This window comes from Aminobacter sp. P4_D5, from assembly GCF_056401815.1.
Map to the genome: position 1 here is coordinate 1 of NZ_JBFUIP010000110.1, position 18,608 is coordinate 18,608.

Here is an 18,608-nt window from a genome sequence, read left to right on the forward strand (position 1 = left end):
TCTCTCGGGCGGGCAGCAGCAGCGCGCCGCGATCGCGCGCGCGCTCGCCGTCCAGCCGCGCGTCATGCTGTTCGACGAGCCGACCTCGGCCCTCGATCCCGAACTTGTCGGCGAGGTGCTCAAGGTGATCGGCGACCTCGCCCGCGAGGGCCGCACCATGGTGCTGGTGACGCATGAGATGAAGTTCGCCCGCGAGGTGGCAACGCATGTGATCTATCTCTGGAACGGTGTGGTCGAGGAAGAAGGCCCGCCCGATCAGATTTTCGGTGCCCCGAAATCGGAGCGCCTCAAGCAATTCATCCGCAGCATCGGATAGCGCGGACGAAATCAGGGGAACATCCGAAAACAACGATAAACGGGAGTAACAGCATGAAAGCACTGCTTGCAACAGCGGCCCTGGCCTTGGCCCTCGGCTTGAGCGCGGGGAGCGCCAGCGCCGAGGCGATCAAGGTCGGCATGGCACCAGAGCCCTATCCGCCTTTCGAGTCGCCCGATGCCTCCGGCAAATGGGGCGGATGGGAGATCGACATCATCGAAGCGCTCTGCGCCGAGGCCAAGCTCGAGTGCACCGTCACCATGACCGCCTGGGACGGGCTCATTCCGGCGCTCAATTCCAAGAAGATCGACGCCATCATCAACTCGATGTCGATCACCGACGAGCGCAAGAAGTCGATCGACTTCTCCGACAAGTACTACAACACGCCCACCGGCATCATCGGCGCCAAGGACGTCAAATTCGATGCCACGCCCGAGGGGCTGAAAGGCAAGATCATCGGCGTGCAGGTGTCGACCGTGCACGAGGCCTACGCCAAGAAGCACTTCGGCGAAGGTGCCGCCGAGATCAAGATCTATCAGACTCAGGATGAGGCCCAGGCGGACCTCGCGGCCGGCCGCATCGACGCGGTGCAGGCGGATTCGCTGTCGCTTACGACCTACCTTGCGACCGATGCGGGCAAGGCTTGCTGCGACATGAAGGGCGACGTCGCCGAAGACCTCGAAGTGCTCGGACCGGGCGTCGGCGTGGGCCTGCGCAAGGGCGACGAGGCGCTGAAGGAAAAGTTCAACGCCGCCATCAAGGCCATCCGCGACAACGGCAAATATGCCGAGATCACCAAGAAGTATTTCGACTTCGACATCTACGGCAAGTGACGCCCACTGACGCCAGATAGCCCCTCGCCCCGAAACCCGGGGCGAGGTTTTTGGCATCGCCGCTCATCTTTTTCTTGAGGCGCCATCAAGGAGCAGGCCGATAGAGAATCTCCTGACCCCGCTGCTGCAATCGGGCACGATCGAGCTGCTATCGATCTCGCCGCCAGGCTGGGGCGCCAACCTTTTGCGTGGGCTCGCCAATTCCGTCCAGATCGCGGTCGGCGCCTTCGGTCTTGGTCTGGCGATCGGCATATCCGGTGCCTGGGGCAAGCTTTACGGCAGCCCGATGGTGCGCGACTTGATGGAGATCTACACTACCGTCGTGCGTGCCGTGCCCGAGTTGGTGCTGATCCTTTTGCTCTATTATGCCGGCACCGACCTCATCAACCGCGCGCTCGACAGCTTCGGCTACGCGCCGATCGACATATCAGGCCTTGTCGCCGGCATCTGCGTGCTCGGCATCGTCCAGGGCGCTTACGCCACCGAAGTGATCCGTGGCGCCATCCTCGCCATCCCGCAAGGCCAGATCGAGGCTGCCCGCGCCTATGGCATGGCGCCCGGCAAGATGCTGCGCCGCATCACCTTGCCGGCGATGCTGCCTTTCGCCATTCCCGGCCTCGCCAATCTCTGGCTGATCGCCACCAAGGACACCGCCCTTCTGGCCGTTGTCGGCTTCAACGAACTGACCCAGGAAACCCGCCAGGCGGGCGCGACGACCAAGGCCTACTTCACCTTCTTCGTCGCCGCCGGCGTGCTGTACCTGCTGCTGACCCTGTTCTCCAACGTCATCATCGGCCGTATCGAACGCTGGGCCCGTCGCGGCATGCCGCCGGTGACGGAGACCGGCCAGTGAGTGCCGCCGTTCCCGCCCAGGCAACACCCGCCGTGCGCTCGGAGTGGCTGCAGCCACACCGCATCGTGCTGATCGTCATCGCCGCCGCCCTCTTGTTCTCGGCCATATTCTTCATGCGCTGGGACTGGCTGCCCAATTATTACGACCTGGCGCTGCTCGGCATCTGGCGCACCATCTGGATCCTGGCCGTCACCTGCACGCTCGGCTTCATGCTCGCCATCCCGCTCGGGCTCGCCCAGGCCGCCGGCCCGTTCTGGCTCGCCTGGCCGGCCAAGGCCTTCTGCACCGTCATCCGCGGCACCCCGCTGCTGCTCCAGCTCTGGCTGCTCTACTACGGGCTCGGGTCGCTGTTTCCGCAATTTCCCTGGATCAGGCAGTCCGAACTCTGGCCGATCCTGAGGCAAGCCTGGCCCTACGCGGTGGTGGCGCTGACCTTGTCCTACGCTGCCTATGAGGGCGAGGTGATGCGCGGTGCGTTTGCCGGTGTGCCGAGGGGCCAATTGGAGGCCGCGCGCGCGTTTGGCATGAGCCCGTGGAAGCGGTTCCGCCGGATCTGGCTGCCACAGGCGGTCAGCCGCGCGCTGCCGACATTGGCCGGCGAAACCGTGCTTCAGCTCAAGGCAACGCCGCTCGTCGCCACTATCACCGTCATCGACATCTATGCTGTCGCTTCGCGCGTCCGCCAGGACACCTTCATCGTCTACGAACCGCTCTTGCTGCTCGCTCTTATCTATCTGATCATCACCGGCATTCTCGTCTTCGCCTTCCGCAAGCTGGAGGCGCGGATTCCGGCCAGACTGGGATAACGCCCATGCCGCATACCAAGACCGTCACACTCAACCTCGACGAGGCACGTTCACTGTGCATCTCGGCAGCCATGGGTGCTGGCGCCAGCGAAGAGACCGCGCGCTCCATCGCCCTTGCCGCCGTCGCCGCTGAAGCCGACGGCCAGCCAAGCGTCGGCCTTTCTCATTACATCGACTATCTCGAAGCGCTTGAAGCCGGCCGTATGGACGGCAAGGCAGAGCCAGTCATCCACCGGCCAGCGCTGGCGATCTACCTGTCCGATGGCCAGGGCGGGGCCGCACATACCGGTTTCGACCGCAGCTTCAACGACATCGCCAAGGCGGCAAGGCTGTTCGGCGTCACCATCTTCTCGCAAAAGAATGCCTATACCTGCGGCGCGCTCGGCTATTTCACCGGCCGCCTCGCCGAGGCAGGGCTGGTGGCGCTGGCCGCCACCAACGGCCCGGCATTGGTTGCCGGCTCCGGATCGACCAAGCCGGTCTTTTGCACCAATCCGATATCGCTGGCGGCACCTGTCGTCGATGGACCGCCACTGATCATCGACCAATCGTCAAGCGCGACCGCCTTCGTGAATGTCCGCGAGGCAGCGCATGCCGGCGAAGCGATCCCCGAGGGCTGGGCGCTCGATGCCAGGGGGAAGCCGACAACCGACGCCAAAAAGGCGATGAAGGGCGTGCTGCTGGCCTTTGGCGGCGCGCGCGGCGCCAATATCGCCTTGATGGTCGAGGTGCTTGCCGCCGGTGTGTCAGGCGCCAACTGGTCGCTCGACGCTCCGTCGATCACAGAGGGCCATCAGTCGCCGGGCACTGGGCTGTTTGTGGCGGCGCTCGACCCAAAGCTGTTCGATCCCGGCTTCGATATCCGCATGCGCGTCCAGATCGACAGGCTGTCGGGCCGCTACGGCGTCCACATCCCAGGCCTGGCAAAAGCCGCGGCTCGCGCCCGATCGGAAGCCGAAGGCATCACCGTGCCAGTGGCGGTGCATGCGCGCATTACCGAGTTCGCAGCACGGCACGCCGAATGAACGAAAGCCCCGCGCCTGGCGGGGCTTTGCGCGGCCATGCAGGCCGAATTGTCATAAGGCTGTTCAGTGGCGCGACAGCCAGGTGTCGATATCTTTCTCAGCCTCTTCCTGAGCCTTGCCATAACGCGCCTGAAGACGGCCCGCCAGTTCCTTGCGCTTGCCCTTGATGACGTCGAGGTCGTCGTCCGTGAGCTTGCCCCATTGGCTCTGAACCTTGCCCTTGAACTGCTCCCAATTGCCTTCGATCTGATTCCAATTCATTTGCTTTTCTCCTTACGGGATAGGCACGACAGGTCCGCCGCACTGAGGAGTGAACGCCTCGGGCGCTGCCAGGTTCCGACATTTTTAAAAGTTGATTTTGTCAATCATCTTTATATCAAACCTTGTTGACTTGACCGTGACGCAACCTTTGCGGCGTTGGTGCATTGCAACATTTCAATCATGCATAGCCCGCAAACGGAGACATGTCCTTGACCCTGACGACCGAAAATTCCGGCCGCCGACTTTTCATTCCCGCGCTTCGCGGCCTTTATTCGAACCTGCATGATTCCGCCGAAACGATCCTGCGCGTCGTTGCCGGCGCTGCCCTTGTCACCCACGGCCTCGGCAAGATCTCCGACCCGTTCGGTGCTGCCGGAATGGTCGAGGGCCTTGGCTTCTACCCGGGCGCCTTCTGGTCGCTGCTGTTGTCCTGCACCGAGTTTTTCGGCGGCATCCTGATCGTCATCGGCCTGTTCACGCGCCCGGCCGCCTTTGCCGCCATGTTCGTTCTGCTGGTCACCGTCTGGTTCCACTGGATCACCATGAGCCAGGGCTACCAGGGCGCTGAGAAGTCGATCATCTGGGCCGCGATCTTCCTGTTTTTCGCCGTACGCGGCGGCAACCGCCACTCGGTCGACGCGCGTCTCGGCCGCGAATTCTAGAGCCTGTTCCATCCCGATAGAATCGGGATGGGGCTCCAGTTTTTTTGATTGCGCATGATCTTTTCCGAAAACCGGTTTCCACTTTTCGGGATCATGCTTAGAGCTAGCCTCCCAAGGCAAACCACAAGCCCGCGCCACTTCGGCGCGGGCCGCTCCGTGGCAAGTGTCGATGATTGCCTTTTTCGCGAAACGGGCTAAGAAACGCTACATCCCATGCCCCTTTTTGGCGACCGGAGCCAGCGATGACCGAAATTCTGCAGACCCCTGAACTTGTGACCGTATTTGGCGGCTCCGGCTTCCTTGGCCGCCATGTCGTACGGGCGCTGGCTCAGCGTGGGTATCTGGTGCGGGTCGCCTGCCGTCGCCCCGACCTCGCCTTCCACCTGCAGCCGCTCGGCAATGTCGGCCAGATCCAGCCGGTCCAGGCCAATTTGCGCGTACGCTGGTCGGTCGACCRCGCCGTCCAGGGCGCATCGCATGTCATCAATCTCGTCGGCATCCTGCATGAAAGCGGACGGCAGCGATTCTCGACTGTGCACGAATTTGGCGCCCGCGCCGTTGCCGAAGCCGCGCGCGCGGTCGGCGCCTCACTGACGCATGTCTCGGCGCTCGGTGCCAATGCCCATTCCGAGTCCGTCTACGCCCAGACCAAGGCGCGTGGCGAAAAGGCCGTTATGGACACCGTGCCGGACGCGGTCATCTATCGCCCGTCGATCGTCTTCGGACCTGAGGATGGCTTCTTCAACCGCTTCGCCAACATGGCCCGTTTCTCGCCGGTGCTGCCGCTCATCGGCGGCGGCGAAACCCTGTTTCAGCCGATCTATGTCGGCGACGTTGCCGAAGCCGTTGCGCGTGCCGTCGACGGCAAGGTCGAGCGCGGCTCGACCTATGAACTCGGCGGGCCGCAGGTGCTGAGCTTCAAGCAGTGCATGGAAGAGATGCTCGATGTCATCGACCGCAAGCGCATCCTGATGCCCATGCCATGGTGGGCGGCAAACCTTCAGGCCTCCGTGCTCGGCCTGTTGCCCAATCCGCTTCTGACCAAGGACCAGGTCATGCTGCTGCGCTCCGACAATATCGTGTCGAAGGCAGCACAAGACGAGGGCCGCACCATCGCCGCTGTCGGTATCGCACCCAAGTCCACCGCCTCGATCCTGCCGAGCTACCTCTGGCGCTACCGCTACGCCGGCCAGTTCACCCGCCGGGAAGCCTGAGCGCGAACCGAGGGCGCATGGGCGCCCTCGCCGCCCTCCTGCCTTCTCGTCGTCGCCAGTGCCTTCACCTCGGCGCTGGCCGCCGCAATCGGCTTCAGCGCGACCTCCGTCGCCTTGGCCCGCACTTATTCAGCGCCACGCTCGCTTTCGCGCCTGGCCTTTGTCAAAGAACACTCCCTTTCGGGAGGTAGTTCGGGAAGCGGGGCGCGAGGCCGTGCCTTCCGATTGATAATATGTGGCGCGACGTTCGCGCCCCGCTCGGTGTTCTTGCCCCGCTCAGTCGCCTCGGCTTTCACCGCCAGCCGCCGCAAGGCCCGGGCTTGGGGGCTCATCACCCAGCAGGAGATCCGGCCTCCTGCCAGCCCGGCACCGGCGCTTCCCCCCGCTGCCCGGTGCGCACCGGGGTCCCGTGGAAGATCGCAAGGTGAATGATACGGCAGGTCGGAGGGGCGTGGAAAAATTGGGCCGGCTATCCACGCTTGATGCTGACAGATGGTGACAGGTCGAGTGCTGCCCGCGTCGACCTCTGGCGATATACGCCATCTGCCGTATTCCCCTGACTGAAGCTGCGGGGCATGTCGCCAAGCTGCAGGGTTCCCCTTGCGTGAGTCGAAAATAGCGAAGGAGCAGAGGCGAATGAAATTGATGACGTTTGGGGCGGCGTGGCTGATTGCCGTATCCACCAGTGCCGCACTGGCTGCGGATGTCACATCCGCGGCCCAGCCGGCGGGCACCTTCGTCTGGACCGGCGGATATGCCGGTGTGCAGGCCGGTCATCTCTGGGGCAATGGGCGGACGACGGCTGCAACCGGCTGGAATTCCGAGCCCGATGTCGATGGTTGGCTTGGCGGCGTTTATGCCGGCTACAACCATCAACTGGCGAACCAGGTCGTAATCGGTGTCGAAGCCGATCTTACGGTCGGCAATGCCGATGGTTTCGGGCAGGCGTATGATCCCTTCGGTGTCCCGCTTCCGCCACCCGAGATCGGCGACGTGTATGAGCTCAACTGGTCCGGCGCGGCGCGCGTGAAGGTCGGTTACGCGATGGATCGGCTGCTGCCCTACATTGCCGGCGGCGTTGCGTTCGCTGACGTCAACGTCCATGCCATCGACGATGGCTTTCCGATCAGCCCGATCATGGGTGACACGATGGTCGGATGGACTGCCGGTGCCGGTGTCGACTACGCCTTTACCGACAATCTCATCGGCCGCGTCGAGTATCGCTATACGGATTTCGGCGATTTCGATCTGACTCCGCTCGCAACCGCGGAGCTCAACACGCACGACGTTCGGTTCGGCGTCGCCTACAAGTTCTGAGGGTAGCGCGGCTGCAAACCCAAACCCCGGCCTCGCGCCGGGGTTTTTTTTGGGGTGCGGTCTGCCGGGCAGAAAGAAATCAGCTCCATCCGTGGAAAAAAGTTCCACGCAACGCACGAGCCGGAACGCGGCAATCCGGCCATCTTTCCGGGGCCACTCCGACCTCCGTGCGCGGCCCTTGATGCCCGCGCCGACACCGGAACTGTTGCCGCAAGGCTACAGGCGGAGCCGAACGATCGATCGGGTGTCCAAAGCCGGTAGTTGTGATATGTATTAGGTGGGGCTGATATGGAGCGTAGCCGTGAAACGAGTGTTCCTTACTTCCGCATTTTTGCTTGGCCTTGCTGGCGTGGCTTCCGCGGCCGACATGCCGGTGGTTGAGGCCCCACCTGTGCCTATAGAGGTTGCGCCGCCCATCTTCAGCTGGACCGGCGGTTATTTCGGGGTGCAGACGGGCTATCTCTGGGGCGACGGGTCCTTTGGAGTCCAAGGCCTTCCCGGCCTTTCCGCCGATGGCAGTATCGATGGCTGGCTCGGCGGCATCTATGCCGGATACAACTATCAATTCACCAACAATGTCGTGCTCGGCGTGGATGGCGATATCGCCTGGACCAATGCCGACGGCTTTGGCGAGGCAGCGCTCAACGGCGTTACCGGGCCGTTCGATGCCGGCGTCGACTATCAGCTCAACTGGACCGGCGCCCTGCGCATGAAGGCAGGTTATGCGATGGATCGGTTCTTGCCTTACATCGCCGGTGGCCTGGCATTTGGCGGCGTCGATGCGACCAGGTTCACCGCTGCGGGCGTGACTGCGGCCTCGGCCGACGATACGATGGTCGGCTGGACGCTCGGCGCGGGTCTCGAATACGCATTTACCGACAGTCTGATCGGCCGGGCAGAGTATCGCTACACGGATTTCGGCAATTTCGATATGTCCGATGGGCTGGCTGCCGGCGAGGTCGGGGTGACCACCAACGATGTTCGCGTCGGTCTCGCCTACAAGTTCTGATCAGGCTTTTGCCGACCCAAAGCCCCGGCCTTGTGCCGGGGTTTTTGTTTGCCCGTGGCAAGCGTGGAGACATTTTCCACGCCAGGGCGAAAATCAATGGGCGCGGTCGGTCAGCCGTCCACGTTGAGATCATAGACATACATGACGAAGGTTTCCGCCGGGCCTGCCGGTTCCTTGCGCGCGGCGTACAGCGCTCGGGCAGGGACATTGTCCAGCTCGGTGCCGAGCCATGCTTCCTCGCAGCCTGCCTCGCGGCCGGCGGCGAAGAGCGCGTCCATCAGCAGATTGGCGATGCCGGGCGTTGCCATGCCGGCGAGACGCCGACCTCGTCGACATAAAGCTCCGTAGGCTTGTCGGGATGGCGGTGAACCATGCCGGCGGCCTGTGCCACAACCTGGCCATCATCGAGGGCCACGAAAAGAAGATGGCCTGGGGAAGCAAGGCAGGCAGTGAGCCGTGCCGGATCGACGGCTTCGTCGAAGACGTCGTCGGCGACATTGTCGAGCAGGTGTTCGTCGCCGGGAGAAAGCCTGCGGATTACAATGGATGGCATCGTGCTTCTTCACCATTTCTTCGTAAAGTCGTCACAAAACTTTGACGTTTACGTAAATCCCGTTGTTTCTAACCGATTGAAATAGTTGATGTCGAAATAATCGGTTGAATTTTTTTGGCCACGGAGCTATTGCGAGCCGCTATTTCTGGCTACATTCTCGCAGCCTCTCTGGCCCAAACCTACTCCACCCGCCGCCACGGCGTCGTTAAAGGCAAAGGGAAATTCCTTCATGGCACGCAACAAGATAGCCCTCATCGGCTCCGGCATGATCGGCGGCACGCTCGCCCATATGATCGGCCTCAAAGACCTCGGCGACGTGGTTCTGTTTGATATTGCCGAAGGCACCCCGCAGGGCAAGGGCCTCGACATCGCCCAGTCCTCGCCGGTCGACGGCTTCGACTCGCGCTTCACCGGCGTCAACGATTATGCCGGCATCGAAGGCGCCGATGTCTGCATCGTCACCGCRGGCKTSCCGCGCAWGCCCGGCATGAGCCGCGACGACCTGCTTGGCATCAACCTCAAAGTGATGGAACAGGTCGGCGCCGGCATCAAGAAGTATGCCCCCAAGGCGTTCGTCATCTGCATCACCAACCCGCTCGACGYCATGGTCTGGGCGCTGCAGAAGTTCTCGGGCCTGCCCAAGAGCCACGTCGTCGGCATGGCCGGCGTGCTCGACTCGGCGCGCTTCCGCCACTTCCTGGCTGAAGAGTTCAAGGTTTCGGTCGAAGACGTCTCCGCCATGACGCTCGGCGGCCACGGCGACGACATGGTGCCGATGGTGCGCTATTCGACGGTTGCCGGCATTCCGCTGCCGGACCTCATCAAGATGGGCTGGACCAGCCAGGAAAAGCTCGACGCCATCGTCGAGCGCACCCGCAAGGGCGGCGGCGAGATCGTCGGCCTGCTCAAGACCGGCTCGGCCTACTACGCTCCGGCATCTTCGGCGATTTCCATGGCCGAGGCCTATCTCAAGGACAAGAAGCGCGTGCTGCCTTGCGCAACGCATCTGTCGGGCCAGTATGGCATCAAGGACATGTATGTCGGCGTGCCGGTGGTGATTGGTGCCGGCGGCGTCGAGCGCATCATCGAGATCGACTTCAACAAGGCCGAGCAGAAGATGTTCGAAAAGTCGGTCGAGGCCGTGAAGGGCCTTTGCGAAGCCTGCGTCGCCATCGCGCCGAACCTCGCCACGAAGTAAGGATCAAGCGCATGAACATCCACGAATATCAGGGCAAGCAGCTCTTGAAGGGTTTCGGTGCGCCCGTCGCTGACGGCGTGCCCGTGTTCAAGATCGAAGAGGCGGAAGCGGCGGCCAAGGCGCTGCCGGGTCCGCTTTATGTCGTGAAGAGCCAGATCCACGCCGGCGGCCGCGGCAAGGGCAAGTTCAAGGAACTGCCGGCTGATGCCAAGGGCGGCGTGCGTCTCGCCAAGTCGATCGAAGAGGTCGTGGCGTTTTCCAAGGAAATGCTCGGCAACACGCTGGTGACCAAGCAGACCGGCCCGGCCGGCAAGCAGGTCAATCGCCTCTACATCGAAGACGGCGCCGACATCGACCGCGAACTGTACCTGTCGATCCTGGTCGACCGTTCCGTCGGCCGCGTCGCCTTCGTGGTTTCGACCGAAGGCGGCATGGACATCGAAGCTGTGGCGCATGATACGCCCGAAAAGATCATCACCGTTGCGATCGACCCGGAAAAGGGCGTGACCGCTGACGATCTCAAGGCGCTGAATGCGGCGCTGAAGCTTTCGGGCGAAGCAGCAAGCGACGGCGAGACGCTGTTTCCGATCCTCTACAAGGCGTTTGTCGACAAGGACATGAGCCTGCTCGAGGTCAACCCGCTGATCGTCATGAAGAACGGCCGCCTGCGCGTGCTCGACGCCAAGGTGTCGTTCGATAACAACGCGCTATTCCGTCACCCCGACGTGCTCGAGCTGCGCGACACCACCGAAGAAGACGCCAAGGAAATCGAGGCGTCGAAATATGACCTCGCTTACGTGGCGCTCGACGGCAACATCGGCTGCATGGTCAACGGTGCCGGCCTCGCCATGGCGACGATGGACATCATCAAGCTCTACGGTGCCGAACCCGCCAACTTCCTCGACGTCGGCGGCGGCGCTTCCAAGGAGAAGGTGACGGCGGCGTTCAAGATCATCACCGCCGATCCGGCCGTGAAGGGCATCCTGATCAACATCTTCGGCGGCATCATGAAATGCGACATCATCGCCGAGGGCGTGATCGCGGCCGTCAAGGAAGTCGGGCTCAAGGTTCCGCTAGTGGTGCGCCTCGAAGGCACCAATGCGGAGCTTGGCAAGAAGATCATCAACGAGAGCGGGCTGAACGTCGTTTCCGCCGACGACCTTGATGATGCGGCGAAGAAGATCGTCGCCGCGGTGAAGGGAAACTGAGCCAATGTCCATTCTCATCGACAAGAACACCAAGATCCTGGTGCAGGGCCTGACCGGCAACACCGGTTCGTTCCACACCGAGCAGGCGCTGGCCTATCACGGCACCAAGATGGTCGGCGGCATCCACCCCAAGAAGGGCGGCGAGAAGTGGGACGGCTCCGTGCCGCTGCCGATCTTCTCGACGGTTGCCGAAGGCAAGGAAAAGACCGGCGCCAACGCGTCCGTGGTCTATGTGCCGCCGGCGGGTGCCGCTGCTGCGATCATCGAGGCGATCGACGCCGAGATCCCGCTGATCGTGTGCATCACCGAAGGCATTCCGGTCATGGACATGATCAAGGTCAAGGCGCGTCTCGACCGCTCGACCTCGCGCCTGATCGGGCCGAACTGCCCCGGCATCGTCACGCCCGACCAGTGCAAGATCGGCATCATGCCGGGCAACATCTTCCGCAAGGGTTCGGTGGGCGTTGTTTCGCGCTCCGGCACGCTTACCTATGAAGCGGTGTTCCAGACGACGAACGCCGGTCTCGGCCAGTCGACGGCTGTCGGCATCGGCGGCGACCCGGTCAAGGGCACGGAATTCATCGACATGCTCGAGATGTTCCTGGCCGACGAGGAAACCAAGTCGATCATCATGATCGGCGAAATCGGCGGCTCGGCCGAAGAGGACGCAGCGCAGTTCCTCATCGACGAAGCCAAGCGCGGCCGCAAGAAGCCGATGGCCGGCTTCATCGCCGGGCGCACAGCACCGGAAGGCCGCACCATGGGCCATGCCGGTGCCGTGATCTCGGGCGGCAAGGGCGGCGCGGAAGACAAGATTTCGGCCATGGAGGCAGCGGGCATCCGCGTGTCACCATCGCCGGCACGTCTCGGCACTACGCTGGTCGAGGCGATCAAGGGCTAAGGGCTAAGGCAATAGGGGAGTAGGGCAATAGGGCAGTAAGGTAATCGAACCTAATGCCCTACCGCCTTACTCCCCTACTCCCTTTTGACAAAGGAGACGGAGCCAGAGGCTCCGAGCGATAAGATGGCACGATCAGATCAGGCCAACGACCAATTTTCCCTCACTTCGTTCCTCTATGGCGGCAATGCCGACTATATCGAGGCGCTTCACGCCGCCTATCTCGATGACCCCGAAGCGGTCGATCCCGAGTGGCGCGATTTCTTTTCGGCGCTGAAGGACGACGCCGTCGACATCCGCAAGAACGCCAAGGGCGCTTCGTGGTCGACGCCGAGCTGGCCGCTGCAGGCCAATGGCGAACTGGTTTCCGCGCTCGACGGCAACTGGGGCATGGTCGAAAAGCTCATCGAAAAGAAGGTCAAGGACAAGGCTGTCGCCGCCGGCGCTGCCCCTTCGCCGACCGATGTGCTCCAGGCGACGCGCGATTCCGTGCGCGCGATCATGATGATCCGCGCCTACCGCATGCGCGGCCATCTGCACGCCAATCTCGATCCGCTGGGCATCGCCAAGCCGCTCGAAGACTATAACGAGCTGTCGCCCGAGGCCTATGGCTTCACCGAAGCCGACTACGACCGGCCGATCTTCATCGACCATGTGCTCGGGCTCGAATACGCGACCATCCGCGACATGCTCGAAATCCTCAAGCGCACCTATTGCTCGACGCTCGGCGTCGAGTTCATGCACATCTCCGATCCCGAGGAGAAGGCATGGATCCAGGCCCGCATCGAGGGACCCGACAAGGCGATCGCCTTCACCGACGAAGGCAAGAAGGCGATCCTGCAGAAGCTGGTCGAGGCCGAGGGTTTCGAGCAATTCATCGACGTCAAGTACAAGGGCACCAAGCGCTTCGGCCTCGACGGCGGCGAAGCGCTGATCCCCGCACTCGAGCAGATCCTCAAGCGCGGTGGTTCGCTCGGCCTCAAGGAGGTCGTGTTCGGCATGGCCCACCGCGGCCGCCTCAACGTGCTCAGCCAGGTCATGGCCAAGCCGCACCGCGCCATCTTCCACGAGTTCAAGGGCGGTTCCTACGCGCCTGACGACGTCGAAGGCTCGGGCGACGTGAAGTACCATCTCGGCGCTTCCTCGGACCGCGAATTCGACGGCAACAAGGTCCACCTGTCGCTGACGGCCAATCCCTCGCATCTCGAGATCGTCGATCCCGTGGTGATGGGCAAGGCACGCGCAAAGCAGGACCAGCTGTTTGGTCGTGCGCGTGGCGAGATCGTGCCGCAGGAAGAGCGTGCCAAGGTGATGCCGCTTCTGCTGCACGGCGATGCCGCATTCGCCGGCCAGGGCGTGATCGCCGAAATCCTCGGCCTGTCTGGCCTGCGCGGCCATCGCGTTGCCGGCACGCTGCATTTCATCATCAACAACCAGATCGGCTTCACGACGAACCCGCGCTTCTCGCGCTCGTCGCCTTACCCGTCCGACGTTGCCAAGATGATCGAAGCGCCGATCTTCCACGTCAATGGCGACGATCCGGAAGCGGTGGTGTTCGCGGCCAAGGTCGCGACCGAATTCCGCATGAAGTTCCACAAGCCGGTGGTCGTGGACATGTTCTGCTACCGCCGCTTTGGCCACAATGAAGGCGATGAGCCTGCGTTCACCCAGCCGCTGATGTACCGCAACATCCGCACCCACAAGACCACGGTGCAGATCTATGCCGACAAGCTGATCGCGGATGGCCAGATGGCCCAGGCCGAGCTCGACAAGATGCGCGCCGACTGGCGTGCGCATCTCGAAACCGAGTGGGAGATCGGCCAGGCCTACAAGCCCAACAAGGCCGACTGGCTGGATGGTGCCTGGTCGGGCCTGCGCACGGCCGACAACCAGGACGAACAGCGTCGCGGCAAGACCGCCATGCCGGTCAAGACGCTGAAGGAAATCGGCAAGAAGCTGACCGAGGTGCCTGCCGATTTCGAGGCGCACAAGACGATCAGCCGTTTCCTCGAAACGCGCCGCAAGATGATCGAATCGGGCGAAGGCATCGACTGGTCGACGGCGGAAGCGCTGGCGTTCGGCTCGATCCTGCTCGACGGCAACCCGATCCGCCTTTCCGGCCAGGATTCGGAGCGTGGCACATTCTCGCAGCGCCATTCGGTGCTGTACGACCAGAAGGACGAGACACGCTACATTCCGCTCAACAACCTGTCGGCGGCACAGGCCGGCTACGAGGTCATCAACTCGATGCTCTCGGAAGAGGCCGTGCTCGGCTTCGAATACGGCTACTCGCTGGCCGAGCCCAAGGCGCTGACCTTGTGGGARGCGCAGTTCGGCGACTTCGCCAACGGCGCGCAGGTGGTGTTCGACCAGTTCATCTCCTCGGGCGAAMSCAAGTGGCTSCGCATGTCGGGTCTCGTCTGCCTTCTGCCGCACGGCYAKGAAGGCCAGGGGCCGGAGCAYTCSTCSGCRCGCCTKGAGCGCTWCCTGCAGCTCTGCGCTGAAGACAACATGCAGGTGGCCAACGTCACGACGCCGGCCAACTACTTCCACRYCCTGCGCCGGCAGCTGAAGCGCRACTWCCGCAAGCCGCTGATCSTGATGACGCCGAAGTCGCTGCTGCGCCACAAGCGGGCGGTGTCTTCGCTGTCGGAGATCTCGGGCGAGAGCTCGTTCCACCGTCTTCTGTGGGACGACGCCCAGTATCTCGACAACGAGCCGATCAAGCTGGTCAAGGATTCGAAGATCCGCCGCGTCGTGCTCTGCACCGGCAAGGTCTATTACGATCTCTATGAGGAGCGCGAGAAGCGCGGCATCGACGACATCTATCTGTTGCGCGTCGAGCAGCTCTATCCGTTCCCGGCCAAGGCGCTGATCACCGAACTCAGCCGCTTCCGCAACGCGGAAATGGTATGGTGCCAGGAAGAGCCCAAGAACATGGGTGCGTGGTCGTTCATCGACCCGTACCTGGAATGGGTACTCGCCCATATCGACGCCAAGCACCAGCGCGTGCGTTACACCGGCCGTCCGGCCGCCGCCTCTCCGGCGACGGGCTTGATGTCCAAGCACAAGGCACAACTCGAGGCGTTCCTCGACGACGCCCTCGGCGAATAACTTAAAGAACGGACAGGCAAAAAATGGCTACCGAAATCCGTGTCCCTACCCTCGGCGAATCCGTGTCCGAGGCAACGATCGGCAAGTGGTTCAAGAAGGCTGGCGACGTGATCGTCGCCGACGAGCCCCTGGTTGAACTCGAAACCGACAAGGTCACCATCGAAGTGCCGGCACCTTCCGCCGGTGTTCTGGTCGAGCTGACCGTCAAGGAAGGCGAGACCGTTGGCGTCGGCGCGCTGCTCGGCACCATCGGTGCCGGCGACGGCGCAGTTGCTGCTGCAAAGCCGGCGGCTGTGGCCCAGGCGACGGCCTCGACCGTCAAGGAAGCCGTGGCGCAGACCGCCTCGGTTGCAGGCGCCACGGCGATTGAAGAACGCAAGATGCCGCCGGCACCGGCTGCCGCCAAGCTGCTCGCCGAGACCAACCTGTCGGTCGATCAGGTCGCCGGATCGGGCAAGCGCGGCCAGGTGCTGAAGGGCGACGTGCTCGACGCCATCACCAAGGGCATTTCCGTGCCCGCCGCTGCTCCGGTTGCTGCCCCGGTGGTCGCGCGCGTCCCCTCAAGCGCTGTCGATGCACCGCGCGAAGAGCGCGTGCGCATGACCAAGCTGCGCCAGACGATCGCGCGCCGCCTCAAGGAAGCGCAGTCGGCGGCTGCCATGCTGACCACCTTCAACGAGGTCGACATGAGCGCCGTGATGGCGTTGCGCACCAAGTACAAGGACGTCTTTGAAAAGAAGCATGGCGTGAAGCTCGGCTTCATGGGCTTCTTCACCAAGGCGGTGACGCATGCGCTGAAGGAAATCCCGGCCGTCAACGCCGAGATCGATGGCACCGACATCATCTACAAGAACTTCGCCCATGTCGGCGTCGCCGTCGGCACCGAAAAGGGCCTGGTGGTTCCGGTCGTGCGCGATGCCGACCAGATGTCGATCGCCGAGATCGAGAAGGAAATCGGCCGGCTCGGCCTTGCCGCGCGCGATGGCAAGCTGTCGGTCGCCGACATGCAGGGCGGCACCTTCACCATCTCCAATGGTGGTGTCTATGGTTCGCTGATGTCGACGCCGATCCTGAATGCGCCGCAGTCGGGCATTTTGGGCATGCACAAGATCCAGGATCGTCCGGTCGTGGTCGGCGGGCAGATCGTCATCCGTCCGATGATGTATCTGGCCCTTTCCTACGATCACCGCATCGTCGACGGCAAGGAAGCCGTGACCTTCCTGGTGCGCGTCAAGGACAGCCTGGAAGATCCGGAACGTCTGGTTCTCGACCTCTGAGGCTGAGGCGTGTAGAGCGGGTTTGAACAGACCCGCTCTCTAGCCTTCTGCCCGAAAGGACCGGATCATGGCTTTCGAACCGGAAATTCCTCCAATCCAGGTGCATCTGTGCGTCAAGGGCGGCAAGGCCGCGATCGCCTTCTACGAAAAGGCGTTCGACGCGGTCGAGACCTTCGAGCAGATGGCCGATGACGGGGTTCGCGTGATGCATGCGAACCTTGCCATGTTCGGCGGCGAAGTGATGCTGCACGACGAGTTTCCCGAATTCGGCGCAGACGTGCTGTCGCCGCAGACGCGGGGCGGTGCCACCATGACCGTCAACATCAATCTGAAGCTGCCGGGTGAGGTGGACGCCGCCGTCGAGCGCGCGGCGGCTGCCGGGGCCAAGATCACCATGCAGCCCGACGACATGTTCTGGGGCGCCCGCTACGCCAAGATCCAGGACCCGTTCGGCCATGTCTGGGCATTCAGTGCAGCTTTGGGCAATGCGCTTTTGGGTGCGCCGGTGAAGGACGACAGGCCATGACGCAATACGCTTTTGAATTTGCCGGCCTGCTGGCTGTGTTTTCGGTGCTGATGGTGGTGCCGGGCGCAGACTTCGTCATGGTGGTGCGCCAGAGCGTGGTGCATGGCCGCCGTGCCGCCATCATCACCAGCTTCGGCATCGGCGTGTCGCTGCTGTTCCACGTCAGCTATACCATTTTGGGCATCGGGCTGATCGTGTCGAAGTCGCTGCTGCTGTTTTCGCTGATCAAGTGGGCTGGTGCTGCCTATCTGCTTTATCTCGGCATCAAGGCGTTGCGCGCCGGCCCGATGGAGCTGGCTTCAGTCGATGTGCAAGAGGGTGCCGACCAGGCCAAGGAAATTTCGGCCGTGCGCTGCTTCCTGACGGGGTTCGTCACCAACGCGCTCAACCCCAAGGCGGTGCTGTTTTTCCTGCCGTTGTTTACCGCGATGGTCAGCCATGAGACGCCTGCTGCGGTGAAGGGTGTCTATGGCCTGCTGATGGCGGTGGTGCTGATCGCATGGTTCGTCGGCGTGTCGATGTTCTTCACCATGGCTTCGGTGCGCGAGCGCTTCGTTGCCTGGGGCCGCTGGTTCAACAAGGCGACCGGCATGATCTTCATCGGGCTTGGCCTGAAGCTCGCCACGGTACAGACCGGCTGATGCGGCTGGCAGCGCTCATTTCGGCTGTGGCGATGGCGTCGGCGACGACGGCCCATGCGGCATGCCCGATCGAGCTTGCTGTCTATGGCGACCGCGACAAGGTTGCCGAGATCGACTTCAGGCCGACGCTGGAATCGGCTGTCGTGACCAACAGCTTCAAGATGGTGCTGGACGGTGACGTCGTGCTCGACGGCGTGGTGATGTGGTCGCAGGACGTGGCGCGGCCGAACGGCATGCTGATGCACCAGTGCCCGGAAGGCGATGTGACCGGCGAGGAGATCGAGGCCTGCACGGTGTGGCAGGGCGTGATCTACAGCGTTGACGAGCAAGGCAATGTCGGGCTTTTGCCGCGCGAGCGGACCGAGGCGGCAGCGCCGAAGAAGCTGATCTTCTCCGACCTCGGCCATTCGCTCAGGACCTCCGCCGCCTATGGCCCGGACGGGTTTTCCAAAGTGCCGTGGGACGTGTTCGAGATAAAGGGGTGCCAGGAATGAGTGCTCAAGGCAAAGTTCTGCTGGTGACCGGCGGCAGCCGGGGCATCGGTGCCGCCATCTGCCGGTTGGCCGCCAAGGCCGGCTACCGCGTTGCGGTCAACTATGCGTCGAACGTGAATGCCGCCGATGCGCTGGTGGCAGAGATCAAGGCTGCCGGTGGCGAGGCGTTCGCCGTCAAGGGCGATGTCGGCAACGAGGCTGACGTGCTTGGCTTGTTCCAAGCTGTCGACGCCGCCTATGGCCGGCTCGACGCCTTCGTCAACAATGCCGGTATCGTCGACATGAAAGCCCGTGTCGACCAAATGGACCTGGCGCGGCTGGAGCGCATGATGCGCATCAATGTGGTGGGCTCGATCCTGTGCGCCCGCGAGGCGGTGAAGCGCATGTCGAGCCTGCATGGTGG

The 18,608-nt window shown here is 62.9% G+C and carries 21 protein-coding genes; 18 read left to right on the forward strand and 3 right to left on the reverse strand.

All coding sequences use genetic code 11. From position 1 onward, the window contains the following. The 5 genes from AC1DWF_RS20965 to AC1DWF_RS20985 all read left to right on the forward strand — a co-directional run. The coding region (locus AC1DWF_RS20965; RefSeq protein ID WP_476842017.1) for an ATP-binding cassette domain-containing protein at positions 1–316 on the forward strand (316 nt) is incomplete at its 5' end. 53 nt (positions 317–369) lie between these two features. Then, entirely contained in the window at positions 370–1,149 is a 780-nt protein-coding gene (locus AC1DWF_RS20970) for a transporter substrate-binding domain-containing protein (RefSeq protein WP_476786167.1), read from the forward strand. Between the two features lie 184 nt (positions 1,150–1,333). Then, positions 1,334–2,002: an ABC transporter permease gene (locus AC1DWF_RS20975; RefSeq protein ID WP_476786166.1), complete on the forward strand. Its 669-nt coding sequence runs from the start codon at positions 1,334–1,336 to the stop codon at positions 2,000–2,002. Beyond that, positions 1,999–2,808, forward strand: coding sequence for an ABC transporter permease (locus tag AC1DWF_RS20980; protein ID WP_476786165.1), 810 nt, complete (start codon positions 1,999–2,001; stop codon positions 2,806–2,808). The genes AC1DWF_RS20975 and AC1DWF_RS20980 overlap by 4 nt, the downstream gene beginning before the upstream one ends. Positions 2,809–2,813: 5 nt before the next feature. After that, a complete protein-coding gene (locus tag AC1DWF_RS20985) occupies positions 2,814–3,833 on the forward strand; it encodes an Ldh family oxidoreductase (protein WP_476786164.1) in 1,020 nt (339 codons plus the stop codon). Positions 3,834–3,896: 63 nt separating this feature from the next. On the opposite strand, the gene AC1DWF_RS20990 is transcribed toward AC1DWF_RS20985, so the two are convergent. Continuing rightward, complete coding sequence (locus AC1DWF_RS20990) at positions 3,897–4,094, reverse strand: CsbD family protein (protein WP_476786163.1); 198 nt, start codon at positions 4,092–4,094, stop codon at positions 3,897–3,899. Between the two features lie 203 nt (positions 4,095–4,297). Here AC1DWF_RS20990 and AC1DWF_RS20995 point away from each other — a divergent pair, with 203 nt between their 5' ends. From AC1DWF_RS20995 to AC1DWF_RS21010, 4 genes are all read left to right on the forward strand, one after another. Next, entirely contained in the window at positions 4,298–4,756 is a 459-nt protein-coding gene (locus AC1DWF_RS20995) for a DoxX family protein (protein WP_476788216.1), read from the forward strand. Positions 4,757–4,998: 242 nt separating this feature from the next. Continuing rightward, positions 4,999–5,970 carry a complex I NDUFA9 subunit family protein gene (locus AC1DWF_RS21000; RefSeq protein ID WP_476842018.1) on the forward strand — a complete coding sequence of 324 codons (972 nt, stop codon included), beginning with the start codon at positions 4,999–5,001 and terminating at the stop codon, positions 5,968–5,970. Positions 5,971–6,606: 636 nt separating this feature from the next. Then, on the forward strand, positions 6,607–7,287 hold the full coding sequence (locus AC1DWF_RS21005) for an outer membrane protein (protein ID WP_476782440.1): 681 nt from the start codon (positions 6,607–6,609) through the stop codon (positions 7,285–7,287). 301 nt (positions 7,288–7,588) lie between these two features. Continuing rightward, positions 7,589–8,296 (forward strand): outer membrane protein, encoded by a 708-nt coding sequence (locus AC1DWF_RS21010; RefSeq protein WP_476782441.1) that lies wholly within the window; start codon positions 7,589–7,591, stop codon positions 8,294–8,296. A 110-nt stretch (positions 8,297–8,406) separates the two neighbouring features. On the opposite strand, the gene AC1DWF_RS21015 is transcribed toward AC1DWF_RS21010, so the two are convergent. Together AC1DWF_RS21015 and AC1DWF_RS21020 are read right to left on the reverse strand one after the other, a co-directional pair. Continuing rightward, a complete protein-coding gene (locus AC1DWF_RS21015; protein WP_476782442.1) occupies positions 8,407–8,604 on the reverse strand; it encodes a GNAT family N-acetyltransferase in 198 nt (65 codons plus the stop codon). Beyond that, positions 8,574–8,849 (reverse strand): hypothetical protein, encoded by a 276-nt coding sequence (locus tag AC1DWF_RS21020; protein ID WP_476782443.1) that lies wholly within the window; start codon positions 8,847–8,849, stop codon positions 8,574–8,576. Before AC1DWF_RS21020 ends, AC1DWF_RS21015 begins: the two co-directional genes overlap by 31 nt. A gap of 229 nt (positions 8,850–9,078) precedes the next feature. Between AC1DWF_RS21020 and mdh the strand changes: the two genes are divergently transcribed. From mdh to AC1DWF_RS21065, 9 genes are all read left to right on the forward strand, one after another. Further along, positions 9,079–10,047: a malate dehydrogenase gene (gene mdh / locus AC1DWF_RS21025; protein ID WP_476842019.1), complete on the forward strand. Its 969-nt coding sequence runs from the start codon at positions 9,079–9,081 to the stop codon at positions 10,045–10,047. Positions 10,048–10,058: 11 nt separating this feature from the next. Then, complete coding sequence (sucC, locus tag AC1DWF_RS21030) at positions 10,059–11,255, forward strand: ADP-forming succinate--CoA ligase subunit beta (protein ID WP_476789404.1); 1,197 nt, start codon at positions 10,059–10,061, stop codon at positions 11,253–11,255. Between the two features lie 4 nt (positions 11,256–11,259). Then, on the forward strand, positions 11,260–12,156 hold the full coding sequence (gene sucD / locus AC1DWF_RS21035) for a succinate--CoA ligase subunit alpha (protein ID WP_476782446.1): 897 nt from the start codon (positions 11,260–11,262) through the stop codon (positions 12,154–12,156). A gap of 123 nt (positions 12,157–12,279) precedes the next feature. Then, positions 12,280–15,267 (forward strand): 2-oxoglutarate dehydrogenase E1 component, encoded by a 2,988-nt coding sequence (locus AC1DWF_RS21040; RefSeq protein WP_476842020.1) that lies wholly within the window; start codon positions 12,280–12,282, stop codon positions 15,265–15,267. A gap of 23 nt (positions 15,268–15,290) precedes the next feature. Further along, on the forward strand, positions 15,291–16,544 hold the full coding sequence (gene odhB, locus AC1DWF_RS21045) for a 2-oxoglutarate dehydrogenase complex dihydrolipoyllysine-residue succinyltransferase (protein WP_476782448.1): 1,254 nt from the start codon (positions 15,291–15,293) through the stop codon (positions 16,542–16,544). 67 nt (positions 16,545–16,611) lie between these two features. Continuing rightward, positions 16,612–17,070: a VOC family protein gene (locus tag AC1DWF_RS21050; protein WP_476782449.1), complete on the forward strand. Its 459-nt coding sequence runs from the start codon at positions 16,612–16,614 to the stop codon at positions 17,068–17,070. Continuing rightward, positions 17,067–17,711, forward strand: a complete 645-nt coding sequence (locus AC1DWF_RS21055) for a LysE family transporter (protein ID WP_476782450.1) — start codon at positions 17,067–17,069, stop codon at positions 17,709–17,711. Before AC1DWF_RS21050 ends, AC1DWF_RS21055 begins: the two co-directional genes overlap by 4 nt. Beyond that, positions 17,711–18,205, forward strand: coding sequence for a hypothetical protein (locus AC1DWF_RS21060; RefSeq protein ID WP_476782451.1), 495 nt, complete (start codon positions 17,711–17,713; stop codon positions 18,203–18,205). Before AC1DWF_RS21055 ends, AC1DWF_RS21060 begins: the two co-directional genes overlap by 1 nt. Further along, positions 18,202–18,608, forward strand: a 407-nt coding sequence (locus AC1DWF_RS21065) for an SDR family NAD(P)-dependent oxidoreductase (RefSeq protein WP_476842021.1), incomplete at its 3' end; no start/stop codon positions are given. The genes AC1DWF_RS21060 and AC1DWF_RS21065, both read left to right, overlap by 4 nt.

Bases quoted from the DNA above. Each gene is read 5' to 3' on its own strand.
- AC1DWF_RS20970 (WP_476786167.1), top strand. From the start codon at position 370: ATGAAAGCACTGCTTGCAACAGCGGCCCTGGCCTTGGCCCTCGGCTTG.
- AC1DWF_RS20985 (WP_476786164.1), top strand. From the start codon at position 2,814: ATGCCGCATACCAAGACCGTCACACTCAACCTCGACGAGGCACGTTCA.
- AC1DWF_RS20990 (WP_476786163.1), bottom strand. From the start codon at position 4,094: ATGAATTGGAATCAGATCGAAGGCAATTGGGAGCAGTTCAAGGGCAAG.
- AC1DWF_RS20995 (WP_476788216.1), top strand. From the start codon at position 4,298: ATGTCCTTGACCCTGACGACCGAAAATTCCGGCCGCCGACTTTTCATT.
- AC1DWF_RS21005 (WP_476782440.1), top strand. From the start codon at position 6,607: ATGAAATTGATGACGTTTGGGGCGGCGTGGCTGATTGCCGTATCCACC.
- AC1DWF_RS21015 (WP_476782442.1), bottom strand. From the start codon at position 8,604: ATGGCAACGCCCGGCATCGCCAATCTGCTGATGGACGCGCTCTTCGCC.
- AC1DWF_RS21020 (WP_476782443.1), bottom strand. From the start codon at position 8,849: ATGCCATCCATTGTAATCCGCAGGCTTTCTCCCGGCGACGAACACCTG.
- sucC (WP_476789404.1), top strand. From the start codon at position 10,059: ATGAACATCCACGAATATCAGGGCAAGCAGCTCTTGAAGGGTTTCGGT.
- sucD (WP_476782446.1), top strand. From the start codon at position 11,260: ATGTCCATTCTCATCGACAAGAACACCAAGATCCTGGTGCAGGGCCTG.
- odhB (WP_476782448.1), top strand. From the start codon at position 15,291: ATGGCTACCGAAATCCGTGTCCCTACCCTCGGCGAATCCGTGTCCGAG.
- AC1DWF_RS21050 (WP_476782449.1), top strand. From the start codon at position 16,612: ATGGCTTTCGAACCGGAAATTCCTCCAATCCAGGTGCATCTGTGCGTC.
- AC1DWF_RS21055 (WP_476782450.1), top strand. From the start codon at position 17,067: ATGACGCAATACGCTTTTGAATTTGCCGGCCTGCTGGCTGTGTTTTCG.
- AC1DWF_RS21060 (WP_476782451.1), top strand. From the start codon at position 17,711: ATGCGGCTGGCAGCGCTCATTTCGGCTGTGGCGATGGCGTCGGCGACG.